Annotated in this window: 13 protein-coding genes and 1 pseudogene; 7 read left to right on the forward strand and 7 right to left on the reverse strand. The window is 33.5% G+C overall.

The genetic code is table 11. The annotated features are described in order from the left end of the window. Window positions 1–16: 16 nt before the first annotated feature. On the reverse strand, window positions 17–379 hold the full coding sequence (locus CSUIS_RS03935; RefSeq protein WP_086297250.1) for a hypothetical protein: 363 nt from the start codon (window positions 377–379) through the stop codon (window positions 17–19). Window positions 380–495: 116 nt separating this feature from the next. On the opposite strand from CSUIS_RS03935, the gene CSUIS_RS03940 reads away from it, so the two are divergent. The 5 genes from CSUIS_RS03940 (at window position 496) to CSUIS_RS03960 (ending at window position 3,759) form a co-directional block, all read left to right on the forward strand. Continuing rightward, entirely contained in the window at window positions 496–705 is a 210-nt protein-coding gene (locus CSUIS_RS03940) for a hypothetical protein (RefSeq protein ID WP_086224406.1), read from the forward strand. Between the two features lie 2 nt (window positions 706–707). Further along, window positions 708–1,514, forward strand: coding sequence for a peptidoglycan metallopeptidase Pgp3 (gene pgp3, locus CSUIS_RS03945; RefSeq protein WP_086297252.1), 807 nt, complete (start codon window positions 708–710; stop codon window positions 1,512–1,514). A 63-nt stretch (window positions 1,515–1,577) separates the two neighbouring features. Continuing rightward, window positions 1,578–1,961, forward strand: coding sequence for a hypothetical protein (locus CSUIS_RS03950; RefSeq protein WP_086297255.1), 384 nt, complete (start codon window positions 1,578–1,580; stop codon window positions 1,959–1,961). A 3-nt stretch (window positions 1,962–1,964) separates the two neighbouring features. Beyond that, entirely contained in the window at window positions 1,965–2,633 is a 669-nt protein-coding gene (locus tag CSUIS_RS03955) for a response regulator transcription factor (RefSeq protein ID WP_086292601.1), read from the forward strand. Next, window positions 2,620–3,759: a sensor histidine kinase gene (locus tag CSUIS_RS03960; protein ID WP_192940218.1), complete on the forward strand. Its 1,140-nt coding sequence runs from the start codon at window positions 2,620–2,622 to the stop codon at window positions 3,757–3,759. The genes CSUIS_RS03955 and CSUIS_RS03960 overlap by 14 nt, the downstream gene beginning before the upstream one ends. A 28-nt stretch (window positions 3,760–3,787) precedes the next feature. Here the strand turns inward: CSUIS_RS03960 and CSUIS_RS03965 are convergent, their stop codons facing one another. The 6 genes and pseudogenes from CSUIS_RS03965 to CSUIS_RS03990 all read right to left on the reverse strand — a co-directional run bounded on the left by CSUIS_RS03965 (window position 3,788) and on the right by CSUIS_RS03990 (window position 12,868). After that, the gene (locus CSUIS_RS03965; protein WP_086297260.1) at window positions 3,788–4,447 is read right to left on the reverse strand and encodes a LutC/YkgG family protein; all 660 of its coding nucleotides are present in this window, start codon (window positions 4,445–4,447) and stop codon (window positions 3,788–3,790) included. Then, window positions 4,440–5,873 (reverse strand): LutB/LldF family L-lactate oxidation iron-sulfur protein, encoded by a 1,434-nt coding sequence (locus CSUIS_RS03970; RefSeq protein ID WP_086297263.1) that lies wholly within the window; start codon window positions 5,871–5,873, stop codon window positions 4,440–4,442. Before CSUIS_RS03970 ends, CSUIS_RS03965 begins: the two co-directional genes overlap by 8 nt. Further along, on the reverse strand, window positions 5,870–6,607 hold the full coding sequence (locus tag CSUIS_RS03975; protein ID WP_086224419.1) for a (Fe-S)-binding protein: 738 nt from the start codon (window positions 6,605–6,607) through the stop codon (window positions 5,870–5,872). Before CSUIS_RS03975 ends, CSUIS_RS03970 begins: the two co-directional genes overlap by 4 nt. A gap of 5 nt (window positions 6,608–6,612) precedes the next feature. After that, window positions 6,613–8,256 (reverse strand): annotated as a pseudogene (locus CSUIS_RS03980) (lactate permease LctP family transporter). Window positions 8,257–8,443: 187 nt separating this feature from the next. Next, a complete protein-coding gene (gene htpG / locus CSUIS_RS03985; protein ID WP_086297266.1) occupies window positions 8,444–10,291 on the reverse strand; it encodes a molecular chaperone HtpG in 1,848 nt (615 codons plus the stop codon). 51 nt (window positions 10,292–10,342) lie between these two features. Further along, window positions 10,343–12,868 carry a YhdP family protein gene (locus CSUIS_RS03990; protein WP_152023643.1) on the reverse strand — a complete coding sequence of 842 codons (2,526 nt, stop codon included), beginning with the start codon at window positions 12,866–12,868 and terminating at the stop codon, window positions 10,343–10,345. Here CSUIS_RS03990 and mltG point away from each other — a divergent pair. Then, on the forward strand, window positions 12,759–13,769 hold the full coding sequence (mltG, locus tag CSUIS_RS03995; RefSeq protein WP_418229003.1) for an endolytic transglycosylase MltG: 1,011 nt from the start codon (window positions 12,759–12,761) through the stop codon (window positions 13,767–13,769). The genes CSUIS_RS03990 and mltG overlap by 110 nt on opposite strands. Beyond that, window positions 13,770–15,797 carry an ATP-dependent helicase gene (locus CSUIS_RS04000; protein WP_086297269.1) on the forward strand — a complete coding sequence of 676 codons (2,028 nt, stop codon included), beginning with the start codon at window positions 13,770–13,772 and terminating at the stop codon, window positions 15,795–15,797. Window positions 15,798–15,863: the final 66 nt, after the last annotated feature.

A 15,863-nucleotide genomic window follows, 5' to 3' on the forward strand; every position in this document is an offset into this window, starting at 1 on the left:
AAATGAAATTTAAAGATTAAAATAGGGCTTTAAATAGCTTTTTAGAATCTAGATGATACTCGATTGCTATTTTATTTTGCTCTCTATGATTTTTTAGATATTGTGCGATTTTGCTTGAAATTTCATCAAATTTAATTCTATTTATAGCCTTTTTTCCACTTATTATAAGCGTTAAATTATCTTTATTTGAGTCTATTTGAACATCGTGTAGTATATCATTGTATCCAAGCATTATATCTCTTTTATTATGCTCATTTGCATCCATAAAATCCACTTCTATATTGTATGATTGTATGGATAAATCATCTATATTCTGACTCTTTTGAGCACAGCCACTAAGGCAGATTAAACAAGGTAGTATTAAATGTAAAATTCTCATCATAGCTCCAAAAATTTGGTTGGAATTTTAGCATAAATTTAATTATCAAAATATAAATTTCAAAGTTAGATTAAGGAATTTTGGGTATTATTGCGAAAATTTTTTAAGGAGACATAGTGAGTTTTGATGAATTAGAATTAGAAGCGATTATACAAGAGGTTTTAGAAGAGTGTGGGGAGTTTGAAAATTTAGATGATGAAGAGCTTTATGAGCTTATTGAAAAGATTAAAGAGCTAACAGATGGCGATACAGAAGAGGCGTATGAACAGCTAAATGGATACTCTCCAATTAGTAGAAAAAGATTTTTATCCCTATATTCAGTTTGATTATGCGAGTAGTTTTCTCTCTTTTGATTTTTGCTCTATTTAGCTGGGGTAATACTATATTTAATGGTGGATTAGAGATTATTAGCATTGAGTCAGATTACGCAGGAGAGCTAAGGGTTAATGATAAAAGCTCGTTATGGCTAGATCACCCTAAGAAAGATGGGGTAAAAGTAGCTTTTATTCCTGTGAGCTATTATGCTAAAAATGATATAAATATCACAAATAGCTTAAATAATCAAAGTAGCTCAATGTTATTAAAATTAGAACAAAAAAGCTATAAAAAAGAGAGTATAAGCGTAGCTCCAGCAAAGGCAAATCCACCTAAAAATGTGATGAAACGCATAGAAAAAGAAAGAGATGAGGCTACGCAGATATATAGGACTTTTAGTCCAAATTTGCTAGTAAATAGCCAGTTTATATCTCCGATGAATAGCTTTATTACCAGTCAGTATGGGAATGCTAGAGTGTTTAATGGTAGTGTTAAAAGCTATCATGGTGGGGTTGATTATAGGGCGGCTATAGGGCAGAGTGTGATAAGTGCTAATGATGGCATTGTAAGAATCGCTAAAGATAGATATTATGCTGGAAAGAGCGTTGTGATAGACCATGGTGGCGGGATTTACACTCAGTATTACCATCTAGATAGAATTGATGTTAAAGTAGGGCAAAAGGTTCTTAAAGGCGATAAAATCGGTCTAAGTGGTGCAACTGGTAGGGTAAGTGGCCCACATTTACACTTTGGTGTGGTAGTGCAAAATATTCAAGTCGATCCATTAGTTTTTATAGAAAAATTCAACTCTCTTTTTTAAATTCACATTTTTTCAACAAGATCTATATATAATTTCGCTATATTTTAATACAAAGGATTTAAGATGAAAAAAGTGTTAAGTATAGCCTTAATAGCTATGGTAGGTAGTAGTATAGCATTTGGTGCTGATAGCCCAGCTAGTTTAAGCAAAGAGATGTTTGAGTTTAAAAAAGAAGCTAGTAGGGAGTATTATAAAATTCAAGAAGGTTGCGATAAAATTCACGACAAAATAACAAAAGCAACCCAAAATATGGATGCTAAACAAAAAGAGGAATTTTATAAGGAATTTAGATACCAAATGCGTCAAAATATGGCAAAACTAGGTAAAGATGAGAAGTTTTATAAGGGAATTTGTGCTGGTAAAAGAGTAAAATATCATCACGAGCGTCCAGGTAAATTTACCTATGACTATCCAAATTGTATAAATTTAGATTGCCCGGCGAGATAGATTGTGAGTAGCAAAATACTTCTTATAGAAGATGAGCCAATGCTTTGTGAGATGATTAAAGATTATCTTACAGAGCAAGGCTATGAAGTAGTAAGTAGTGATAACTATGATGATGGATTAAGCCTAGCGTATGAGGGTAAATTTGATATTTTTATCTTTGATGTTAAGATTATTGGGGGTAATGGCTTTGAGTTGCTTAGTAATCTTAGAAGCTCAGGAGTAGATACTCCATCTATTTTTATAACATCGTTAAATGATATAAGTGATTTAGCCAAAGGGTTTAAAAGTGGTTGCGATGACTATATCAAAAAGCCATTTGAATTAGCAGAGTTACATTTAAGGGTAGATAATATCTTAAAACGCAAATTTAGCCACTCAAGTAGTGATAGCTATGTAGAAATTTCTCCAAATATAAAATTTGATATAATCCAAAAAAAGCTAATCAAAGATAATAAAATAGTCCAAATTGCTAAAAAAGAGGCTGATTTGCTAGTATTATTATTAAAAAATCGTGGCAAAATATTAAGCAGAGATGAGATTTATATGAATTTATGGGATTATGGGCAAATACCAAGTGAGCTTAGCTTAAGAGTTTATATCAGAAATTTACGCAAAATCATAGGCGAGGAGAGGATAATCTCGCATCCAAAAATAGGCTATGAATATGTATAGTAAAAAGTATATTTTACCAATATTTTTGCTATATACTCTCTCTAGTATGATTTTTTTAATCGGATTTGCCACTATGTATTATAAAGAGGCCAAATTCGATATAATCAAACGAGATATGATACGTATGGAGGCATTTGCTAAAGAGCTTGAGTACCTTCTTCGCTTAAATGATAATATAGATAATATTATGAAACTAGCAAGTCTTTACCCAATCAATCTTTATAATATTAAAACAAATAAGTATATATATAAAAGCTTTGATATTCCTAAATTTAAAGATAAATTTTATGAGACTTCTGATGCTTTGTATATGAGAGAGAATATCCACTCAAAAAGGCGAGCAATAGAGCTATTTGTAGAGTTAAAAAGCGAAGATACTATTAAGGATATAAATCAGCTTTTTTGGCGTGTGTGGCTTATTGCTGGGGCGGTTTTTGTTTTAGTTGGGCTTATTGCTTTTGTTTTGGTTAAGCTTGCGTATTTGCCACTTTTAGCGCAGATAAAAGCGCTTAATAACTTTATCACAGATACTACGCATGAGATTAATACTCCTTTGAGTGTGATACTTATGAGTAGTGAGATGTTTGATAAAAATCCACCAAAATATTTAGAAAATATCAAAATAGCAGCCAAAACTCTGAGTGGAATTTATAATGATTTGGCTTTGAATTTAAAGAATAATCCAAATGTTATTAGTAAATTTAATATCCAAACTCTGCTTGAGAGTCGCATTAAGCTATTTGAGCTTTCAGCTAATTCAAAGGGGCTTAAATTTGAGATTAATTCTAACTCTTTTGAGCTATCTAGCGATATACAAAAAGTTGGTAAAATATTAGATAATCTCATATCAAATGCGATAAAATATAGTAACAAAAATTCCAAAATTATTATCAATTTAGACCAAAATAGCTTTGAGATAATCAACTTTGGAGCTACTATCTCTAAAGAGAATATAGACAAAATCTATGATAAATTCAGCCGTTTTGATACGCAAAATGGTGGCTTTGGGATTGGGCTTAGTTTGGTTAAGCGATATTGTGATGAGCTTGGTCTTAGTATCGAGTGTGAAAGTGGCGATAATCAAACTAAATTTAGAGTGATTTTAAGAGATTTTAAAGATAGATAATTGGCATGGAGAGTCTCTCCATGCGATTTTAATATAAAATTAAATGTGCTTTTTGTGAGCCATGAACGCCAAAAACAGTTATAAGCTCTATATCGGCTGTCCTAGATGGCCCAGCGATAAATAAAATATTGCTTGGTAATTTGCCGTTTTGATCGACTTTTAGAGCGTTTAGAGCGCTTACTAGTGAGTTTTTGACTTTATCTTTTTTAAGTAAAACTATACAAAGATTTGGAGCTAGACTTAGCATTCTAGGTTGAGCTTGGCTAGATTTTAGCAATGCTACGCCATGAGAGCTGACGCCGTATTCGGCATGAACTATAGAGAACTCACTATGAAATACATCGCTTCTTAGCTCTTCTATAGGCTTATCGAAGCAGATTTTTTGATCAGCTTTAATCTTATCTAAATTTAAATTCAACCCACTTCCATAGATCATTTTTTTATACCCATAGCTAGCTACAACCTCATTTATCGTATCTTCTAGAGCTGATGGCTCGCACTCATGGACGATATATTTGTTATCGCTCATTTTTTGCTTCATTTCAGTAAGAGCATTATCTGTAGTTTGGATATGCTCTACTGGATCTATGCTAGGAGTGGATTCATGGCCTGTGATTTTGTAGCTATCTTTTAAGCGAGAAAGAATTAAATTTTTTGATTTAGCTGAAATTTCATCTATTCTATTCATAGCGAACTCCTTCCATATTTTCAAGCTCTTTATATAGATCTTTTTTAATCTGTGGTAGCTCTTTGTATTGGCTCCAGCTTTTTATAACTGGGATTGAGTTTTGGAATTTATGTAAAACTGAGTTAAATAGATGAGTTTTACTAAGGCTAAATCTCCATAAAGCACCATTTGTAGCGATCTTAGCAAACTGCTTCATCGCAAATGCTTCGGCTCTATTTTTATGGCTATTTTGCGTGCTAAGTGGTGGATTTTTGCCTTGGCCAACTTTATTTGCTCTTAGCTTTCTAATTAGATCAGCTAGCGGGATTCTAACAGGGCAAACCTCACTACATCTACCACAAAGCGAACAAAATGTAAGTATGTCACCGGTTGCTTCCATACCAAAGATATTTGGGCTAATAACTTCGCCAATAGGCCCTGGATAGATAGTTTGATAGCTATGGCCGCCGATTTTGTCATATACAGGGCAGAAATTCATACACGCCCCACATCTAATACATCTAAGAGCCTCATAGTAGTCATGATGAGCTAGCATATCACTTCTGTGATGATCAAATAGTATCAAATGAACCTCTTTGGGCCCATCGAATTCATCATTTCTTGGGGCTGTGATTATGTTGTTATATGTAGGGATGAATTGTCCCGTGGCTGATGGTGTGAGTAGATGAACCATAGTAGCAGCATCTTCAAAGCTCTCCATAACCTTCTCAATCCCACAAAGTGCAACATGGATTTTAGGAGCGGTAGTACACATTCTACCATTTCCTTCATTTTCAATGAGCCAAAATGCGCCCTCTTTAGACATAGCGAAATTCACACCACTAAGCCCCATCTCTAAGCCTTCAAACTGATCTCTTAAATGTTTTCTAGCTATTTGATTTAGTTTTTCTGGTTCGCTTTCTAAATTTGAGCCTAATTTTTCTTGAAAAATTTTGCCTATTTCATTGCGATTTTTATGGATTGCTGGGACGACTATATGGACTGGTGCTTCATCATTTAATTGTATTATTAGCTCACCAAGGTCAGTCTCAACAGCATTTAATCCCTTATTAGCTAGATAGTGATTAAGGCCGATCTCTTCGCTAGCCATAGATTTGCCTTTTAATATCTTTTTGATATTGTTTTGGCGCATTAACTCATATATTATCTCACAAGCATCAGTAGCTGAGCTAGCCCAATGGACTTTAATGCCGTTTTTTGTGGCATTTTTTTCGAATTCAATTAATCTATCGCTAAGAGACATTAGGGCGTTATTTTTAGCTTTTTTAGCCTTATCTCTTAATCCTTGCCAATTATTAAATTTCGCATTTATCACATTTAGGCGGTTTTTTTGTAAGGTGTGCATAGCGACTGTGAGATTTTGTCTTAATTGAGTATCGCCAAGTTTGATTTTTACGATTTGTTCGTGTGGCATTTTTTTACTCATAGAGATACTCCTTCTAAGCGTTTAATCAAGAAATCATATAGATGAAGACATTTGATATCTACGCCATTTCGTTTCATTGTGCCTGAAATATTTAATAAGCAACCACCATCGCCACTTATCAAGTAGCTAGCACCTGTATTTTTGATATCTTCTATTTTGGCTAGTGCCATTGCGTTTGAGATATCGCTCTCTTTGATTGAGAATGTCCCACCAAATCCGCAGCACTCCTCTTCATGTTCAAGCTCGATTAACTCTACATTTGATAGTTTGCGGATTAAATTTTTGCTAGATTCTACGCTTTTAGCTACTCTTAAAGCGTGGCAATTAGAGTGCCATGCGACTTTGATTTTATCGCCTTTATCTTGGTAATCTACTTTTAGAATTTCATCTAAGTATTGACTTAGATCATATACCCTAGCGGCGAATTTTTGAACCTTGTCAAATTCGCTACTGCCTTCAAAAAGCTCTAAATAATCATGCCCCATCATACCAGCGCAAGAGCCACTAGGGACGATAATCGGGATATCTTCATCAAATAAATTTATATTATGCATAGCTACGGCTCTACTCTCATCAAAATATCCGCTATTAAAAGATGGTTGAGAGCAACAGGTTTGATTTTTTTTGAAAATCACCTCCACGCCCTGGCGGCGTAGAAGTTTAATAGCATTTAAAACGCTATCTTGCATAGCAGCACTACCAAGGCAAGTAGCGAAAAAATATACTTTTCTCATAGATATTAACCCTTAAGTACGATATCTGGGATAATTCCTTGCATAAAGAATGCGATGATTAAAGTCCAAATACCAATTAAGATAATGAAAGCAACTGAGTATTTAAGTGTGAATTTAAATAGCTCACTCTCACGACCTACTAAACCAACAGCAGCGCACGCTATAGCGATACTTTGTGGGCTTATCATCTTACCTACGACACCACCAACAGAGTTAGCTGCTAAAAATAGTGCTTCGCCAACACCAAGCTCTCTAGCACTAACTTGTTGAAGTGGGCCAAATAGAAGATTTGAGCTTGTATCCGAACCTGTTAAGAATACGCCTATCTAGCCAATCACAGGGCTAAAGAAGGCAAAAGCATCGCCAGTTTGAGCAAAGGCAAGACCTAGAGTTGTACTCATAGCAGCGTTTTTAGCGATAAAGGCAAATGATACAACAAGACCGATTGTAATACAAGGAATCGCCATCTCTTTTAGTGTATCCCAGAAGCAATCTGCGGCATCGTTGGCTTTGATTTTTAAAAACCAAATTGATAAGAAAGCAGCTAGTAATATAGCGGTGCCAGCTTGAAGGCCTACAAAGCTGATATTTAAATTTAACCCAATAGCCTTACCAGTAGCATCAACTATGCTTGTGCCTACATTGTTAGCAGCTAGAGTTACAACTGTGTAATCAAATATTCCGCCTTTAGCAAATAGCGCTTTAAACCATGGTTGAGTCCATAGAATTATACAAGCGATTAATAGGATAAATGGTAGCCAAGCTTTGAATATTTGGCCGTTACTAAGTTCGGTTTTGCTTGTAAAGTCTGTTTGGTCATCAAGTCTAAATATATTAGATGGTTTCCAAATTTTCAAAAATGCAGTAGTACAAATAAGGGATACAACAGCAGAAACAATATCAGGAAGCTCGGCACCAAGGTAGTTTGAGCTGATAAATTGTGTAGCAGTAAAGCTAATTGCAGCTACTAAAATTGCAGGAAATGTCTCTTTAACACCTTTAAATCCATCCATTAAAAATACAATGAAAAATGGAACAGTAAGGCTAAGTGGAACTAGCATTCTACCAACCATCGCTGAGACTTCATATTGTTCTACACCAACCAAATTCGCCATCGCAATAATAGGAATACCCACAGCACCAAAGGCAACAGGAGCAGTATTAGCTATCAGACACAATCCAGCAGCATATAAAGGCTTAAGTCCAAGACCAACTAAAAGCGCAGCAGTGATAGCAACTGGGCCACCAAAACCGATAGCACCTTCTAAGAATGAACCAAAACAAAATCCAATTAAGATAACTTGAATTCTGTGGTCTGGAGTGATGCTAATAACGCTTTGTTTGATAACTTCAAATGAGCCAGATTTAACTGAAAGTTTGTATAAGAATATCGCAGCGATGATGATCCAAGCGATCGGCCACATACCTTGTGCGAAGCCTTGAACGAAGCTAGCACCGATGAGAGAAAAAGGCATATCATATACAAATAACGCCAAAACAGAAGCCAAAATAACTGTTAAAAAAGCAGCCATATAGCCTTTTAGCTTAAAAACTAAAAGCGAAACCAAAAAACATAAAATTGGCAAAAACGCCACCAACGCACTTAGCCATATATTGCCAAGTGGATCATATATCTGTGTCCATTGCATATAGACTCCTATCGATAAAAATTTTGTGAAATTTAATTTTAGCGTAAATTATTATTAAATTTAAGATAAATTATAAAAATTGTTTAAAAAAATCGTTTGAGTGTGTATAATCGTAACATTATAATTAAATTTATTTATAAATTTCAGTTTGATAGAGTATCTCCGCCCAGAGTAGGGCAGAGTAAATTTATAGAGCTTTGGATATAATTTTAGCAAGTTTAGAGCTAAATTCGCTTGGATTTTCTATGCTCATACCTTCGCTGATTTTAGCCATATTTAGGATTAGTATAGCAACATCGTTTATCATCAATTCGTTATTAGCTAATTTGGTGATGATTTCGTGATTTGGATTGATCTCTAAGATTGGCTTGATTTTTGGTGCTTCTTGACCCATCTGTTTTAATAAAGTTTGCATAGCATAATCTGGGTCGTTTTTGTCATAGATTAGGCACGCTACGGAGTCGCTTAGGCGATTTGATATTTTGACATCTTTGACTTCATCTTTTAAGATCTCTTTTATTTTGCTTATTAGGGCGTTTGTTTCATCACTAGTTGAAATTTCACTGCTAGTTATCTCGCTATCTATATCAGAGCTATTTATGCTCTTAAATGGCGTGGAGTCATACTCATTTACCATAGGCAAGACTATTGTATCTATCTCTTCATCACAGATTAGAACATTTATCCCTTTGGATTTAAATCCTTCTAGAAGTGGTGAGTTTCGTAGCATACTCTCATTTTGGCCGCTGATATAATATATCGATTTTTGATCTTCTTTCATTGCGGCTTTATACTCTTTTAGCGTGATTGGCTTGTCGTTTAGAGTGGATTTAAATAGGCATAAATTTAAGATATTATCTTTATTAGCATTAAATCCATATAGGCCCTCTTTGATAACATTACCAAAAAGAGAGTAGAGCTTGGAGTATTTTTCTTTATCGTTATTTAGTAGTTTTTCTAATTCGCTTAAGATTTTTTTGACGCTTTGGTCTTTGACTGCGGTTAGAATTTTATTCTCTTGTAAGATTTCACGGCTTACATTTAATGGGATATCTTCTACATCCATAACCCCACGCACAAATCTAAGATATGGTGGTAGAAGCTCTTTAGCGTCATCAGTGATAAATACACGCTTAACATAGAGTTTTACACCGCTTTGATAATCTACTCTAAATAGATCAAATGGTTGAGTTGATGGGATATAAAATAGGGTAGAATACTCTATTTTGCCCTCTGCTTTTGTATGGATATGCAGTAGTGGATCGCTACTATCGTGGCTTATTTGCTTATAAAAGTCATTGTAATCGCTATCTTTTAAAGTAGATTTACTCATTCTCCATAGGGCGCTTGCTTTGTTGATTTGAGAGTTTTTGCTCTCATAATGGCCCTCTTTGTTCTCATCTTGTGGGGCTATCCACTCATCTCTATCCATATAGATAGGATATGGAATGTGATTTGAGTATTTTGTAATGATATTTTCTATTCTAAAACTATCTGTAAATTCATCATCATTAAGGTATAGAGTGATCTGTGTGCCGTGGCTATCTAGCGTGGATTTTGAAATTTCATATCCATTTGTATCGCTACTCCATTTATATGCATCGCTACTTAGGGCTTTGCGACTGATAACTTCTATTTTGTTAGCTACCATAAATGCTGAGTAAAATCCAACCCCAAATTGACCTATTAAAGAGCTATCTTTTTTCGCATCTCCGCTCATGGATTCTATGAAGCCTTTAGTTCCGCTCCTTGCGATAGTGCCTAGATTGTTGATTAGGTCATCTTCATCCATACCTATACCATTATCTGTAATTATTAAGGTCTTACTCTCTTTATCTAGTTTAATATCGATTCTAGGGCTATACTCAAGCGATTTATACTCATCATTAGTTAGGCTTAGATAGTTTAGCTTATCTAATGCATCGCTTGCATTTGAGATTAACTCTCTTAAGAATATCTCTTTATTAGAGTAGAGTGAGTGGATCATTAAATTTAAAAGATCGCTCACTTGTGTTTGAAATTGATGTTTTTGCATATATTCTCCTTTTGATTTATCAATATTATAACTAACTAAATTTAACCAACACTACTCAAATATCACAAAGGGCAGGGTTAGTGTATTTTTAATTATATTAAATGGGGTTTTTAAGACATCATTTATCACTTGAGTTTGAATATCTGGCTCATCTATTGTCCCTTTTATGGCGATGATGGTTGATATGCTTTTATCTTTGCCTAATAATATGTGATTAACCAAAGGTATCTTATCTATTATGGTACTAGCGTCTTTTAGGAGTTTTAACTCCAAGGTTATATCTAGGCTATTATCTTTTAAATTTATACTCCCGCTACCTACTATATCTGCACTTGCTCCTTCTATATCTATGGCGTGTATGGTAAGATTATCATCAACTCTTTGAATTCTTATATTTCCATTTTTAACACTAAAACCTTTGGTATTAAAATCAGGAACTTTAAATATAAGCAAAGATGGAACGGAATTTAAGAAAGTTAAGAGCTGTTGGTAGATTATATAATCTTTTAAATATGTGTTTTGTAGCTCTAAATCAGCCTTAAAATTTTTACTACTTTTGCCTATTAGTTTAATCCCAAATATACCTTCACTAAAGCTATTAAAGTCTAAAATATCATTTACGGTTTGAGCTGATATGCCATTTCCCCTTGCTTTTAATATATCTTTCCCTTCAGTTAAAGATATATATCCCCCATCAAATTCCCCGTCAAATCTAAACTCATCTTTTTTCTTGCTACCGCTAAAATGCTCAAATAAAACGCTTTTATTAATATCAGTAGCATTTATGGCTGTATTATTAGCTATGAAATTTATATTGGTATCTAAGCTACTTTTTGCCGCTTTTGAATCTATGGAAATTTTAGCTGAGTTTAAAAATAGATTGATCTCATCATTTATAATGGTTGCATTTATCACTCCACTATCGCTTTTAATATCTATAACATCGCTAATTTGTATGGTGAAGTTATCCTTAGTGTAGCTCTCATCTTTTTTATTTATGATTGGTAAATTAAAATTTACATCACTTGCCCTAGCTGTAATATTGCTAAAATCATCAGTTATGATTGATATATTGGCTTTGGTTATGTTTAGGTCATTTATCAGCTTAGAATATGGCTTAAGCGGGGAAATGCTAGGGATATCTATTTTTATTGGCTGATTTAAATTTATACTATAGCCTAGGGCTTTTGAGCTAATTATAGTATCGCTAGCAAATTCTAAAGTGATATTATCATCTAAATCTTTAATATCAAGTAGATTTGGAATTTTCAGTGAGTTAAATTTGGTATTAAATTGCGCTACTTTGCTACTAGCATCTATCAAAGCAGTGAAATTAGAATCAAAAATATCATTTTGTATATGTGCGTCTTGGATTGTGATTTTATTATCTTTTAGAATTATTTTGGCGTGTTTGGAGCTAAATTTAGCCCCTGCTATATCTATAACGCTATCATCTAGTATAAACTCCCCATCAGCTTTAAGATTTGAGCTATTAAGGTTTATATCAAGACGCAATTTAGTATCAAGAGATCCGCTATTTTGTAATATTGGAATTCCTATATCATAGGCTTTTAGTATATCGTTGATACTACTATTATATAGAGATTTTGTGCTAATATCTAAGATTAAATTTGAGTTTTTATCTAGATTGTTTATACTAAGTCCTATATCGGCTATTTGGTCTTGATAAACTGGCTCTTTGATATCAAATATCAAATTTGAGTTTTCAAATGTGATTATAACAGAGTTAGCAGTTGCCGCTGGGAGATTTGGGTGGAATTTGACAACTGGCATATTAGCACTTGCTTTGCCATATATTTTAGAAATAAGTGGGTCATTACTCTTAAGATTAAACTCTCCACGCAAAATCTCAAGCCTATAATCACTAGCAATGATATATCCATAAATCCAATTTTTAACCTCGCTATCTAGGCTTATTGCACCAGCTAAAGCGTCCATAAATTGAGCTATGGTTGGTGCTTTTACATTTGAAATTTCATAGCTTAAAATATCTTTATCTATATTTAAATTTATATCCCCATTTAGCTCATATGAGTTAAATTTGCCATTAAAACTATGCTTATCATCATAGAAATTTAGCCTTAAATATCCGCTAATTGTGGTATTAAAATCCTTAATATTTATCTCATTTATGGCTAAATTTAGATTATTATTTTGCCTAGCTAAATGTGCGTTTATATAGATTTTTTTGCTATCAAGATTAAATTTATTATCTGTATAGATGAAGTATGATTTTTGCTTACCAATTGATATGTTTTCTAGCTCTATTTTATCAAATAGCATATCAATCCATTTAGCATAATGTATAATCTGAAGTGATGATTTTTGGCTATTTTGCTTATCATCAGATGGGAAAATATCTATATTTTTTGCTCTTAGTGTAATTTTGTTATCTAATTTTATATATAATTGCGAAATTTTAAATCGGTTAAAATCCAAAGATTCTATTTTAATTCCGATTTTTAACCATATAAAAAGGGCAAAGATGGCTATAATTAGCGTTAAAAACAGCATTAAAAGGCGATTTTTAAATATAATATGTGAAATTTTATTCATATTTTTCCTAACGATTTTCGCATCACTATCCCAAACAATGAATACAAGTAAGGTCGTATATTTGCCACAAGGAAGCGTAGGTGAAATTATATCCTATTTAGCTAAACTAAATTTTAAGGTTGATGGATTTGATAAATACATTTTGGTTTTAATGGGATTTCCGCAATCTGGCTGGATAGATATCGGTAAGACCACTCTTAGCAAATTTGACTTTTTATACAAGCTTACTACAGCTAAGGCTGCTATGAGAGATATTACTTTAATTCCTGGAGAGACTACGGCATATTTTTTCTATGATATTTCTAAGAAATTTGGCTTAAATTATGATGAATTAATGAGGAATTATCTAGCAAATTCGCCAATTAAAGAGGGGTTTTTAGTCCCTGAAACATATAAAATTCCAGTTGGAATTAGCGAGGCTCATCTAGTTTATTACCTTATAAATATCTCAAAAAAACAGCACGAAAACCTAAGCAAAAAGATATTTGGGCAGTGGGATGAGAGGCGGTGGTATGAGTTTATAACCATAGCATCAGTAGTGCAAAAAGAGGCCGCAAATAAAGATGAAATGCCTATTGTAGCCTCAGTTATATATAATAGGTTAAAAATCGGAATGAAACTACAGATGGACGGGACGCTAAATTATGATCTACACTCTCACGAGAAGATAACACCACAAAGAATAGCTAATGACAACTCAAGATATAATACCTATAAATATGCTGGTCTTCCGCCAAATGCGGTTTGTAATGTCAGCTTTGATGCGATTAAGGCAGCAATTTTTCCTAAAAAGACAAATTATCTATATTTCGTAAGAGATAAGAGCACAGGAGCTCATATATTTAGCTCTACTTATGAAGCCCATATAAGAGCAATTAATCGCTCAAATAAGGCTAAGTAAATGCCACTTTCAAAGCTAAATAAAGAGCAGTATAGAGCCGCTACAGCACCTATGGGGCATAATCTCATTATAGCAAGTGCAGGAACTGGCAAAACTAGCACAATAGTAGCTAGGATAGCTCACCTTCTAAATTCAGGCATAAAAGCTAATAAAATTTTATTATTAACATTTACCAATAAAGCCGCTAGCGAGATGATAGAGAGATTGGAGCGTTATTTTGATAGCTCCACAATATCGCAAATCACAGCTGGGACATTTCATTCAGTTTCAAATTTACTCCTAAAAACTCTTGATAAAGGGGTGATCTTAAAGCAGCCTAGTGAGCTAAAGACGCTATTAAAGAGCATTACAGATAGAAGGCAATTCCACAGAATTAGCGATATTAAGGGCTATAGCGGGGCGTATTTGTATGATATATACTCTTTGTTTTGTAATAGCTGTGTTAATGATGAGAGCTTTGTAGATTGGTTTAGCTTAAACTACCCAGATCAGGCCGAATTTGCTGAAATTTACGATGATATTTTGCGTGAGTTTGAAGAGACTAAGGCAAATTTTAATTATGCTGATTTTAACGATCTATTAATCAAGATGAAAAATGAGCTAAAAAAGGGGGCTAGAATTTATTTTGATGAAATTTTAGTTGATGAGTATCAAGATACAAATTCCCTTCAAGGCTCATTAATAGATGCTTTTAATACTAAAAGTCTATTTTGTGTAGGGGATTTTGACCAAAGCATTTACGCTTTTAATGGGGCAAATATAGGGATTATTGGTAGCTTTAAAGATAGATATTTAGATTCTAATATGTTTTCTTTGAATATAAATTACCGCTCAAGTGCTAAAATCCTAGCCTTAGCAAATAGGGTAATTTCTAACAACCCACGCCTATATCCAAAATCCCTTAAAGTAGGGCGTCAAGGGGAGTTCAAACCCCCAATTTTGCTTACTTATGATGAGCTTTTTATCCAGTATAGCTCTGTAGCACAGCTAATCTCAGATAGCAGATATAATAAAAATGATATCGCCATAATCTTTCGTAATAACTCAAGTGCAGATGGCTTAGAGATAGCATTAAAAGAGCTTGGCATAAGCTGTAAAAGAAAGGGCGGGATTAGCTTTTTTGAGTCTCGTGAGATAAAAGCACTCATTGATCTAGTGGCAATTTTGGTAAATCCTAGGGATATTATGGCATTTATCCATATATTAGAGTATGCTAAGGGTGTGGGTAATGCTCACGCTAAAGAGCTTTTTGACATTATAAGCTCAGCAGGTCATGGAAGCATAATAAAAGGTCTTAGAAATCCAGATAAAAATAGTGTAAAACTCTCTACTAAAAAGCACAATTACCAGCTTGGATTGTTTGATGATTTTAGTGAATTTATACCTTCAAATAGATTTTGTGATCTTGGATTTGATGATGAATTTATGGCATCTCCTATTTTAAATTACTCAAATTTAAATCAAAATGGTGCAATATTTTTATATGAGCTTAGAAATTTAATCCTTAATCTAGATAAAAATAGTAGCTCAAATGAGATTATAAACACGATAATAAAATCTAAAATTTACAATATAATAGTTGATATTTTAGCAACCAAAAGAGCAACGCTAAAAAGTGGTAATATAGATAATGAGCTAAAACATAACGCAATGGAGCGTATAATATCAAAGGCTAATGTGCTTTTAGAGATTAGCAACCGCCATAATAATATTGATAATTTTTATAATTTTCTAACCTTAGGCAAGAGCGAAATGAGCCAAGGCGAAGGGGTAAATTTACTTACTATTCATGCTAGTAAGGGGCTTGAGTTTAATCTTGTTTTTGTGGTGGATTTAGCTCAAGGTAGATTTCCAAATTCAAAATTAATGAGTGATATAGAAGAGGAAAGAAGGCTATTTTATGTAGCTGTTACAAGGGCAAAAGATGAATTAGTGCTAAGCTATGCTAAGTATGATAAGATAAGAAAAGTTCAGTATCAACCAAGCTGCTTTTTAGTCGAAGCTGGTATGGCAAAGCCATCGATTTAAATATTAAATTTGGCTTAAAATAAATTTCTACTATTAATATTATAAGAGAAATTATAGAAATTTTGC

This window comes from Campylobacter porcelli (assembly GCF_002139855.1).
In the GTDB taxonomy this organism is placed as follows: Bacteria; Campylobacterota; Campylobacteria; order Campylobacterales; family Campylobacteraceae; genus Campylobacter; species Campylobacter porcelli.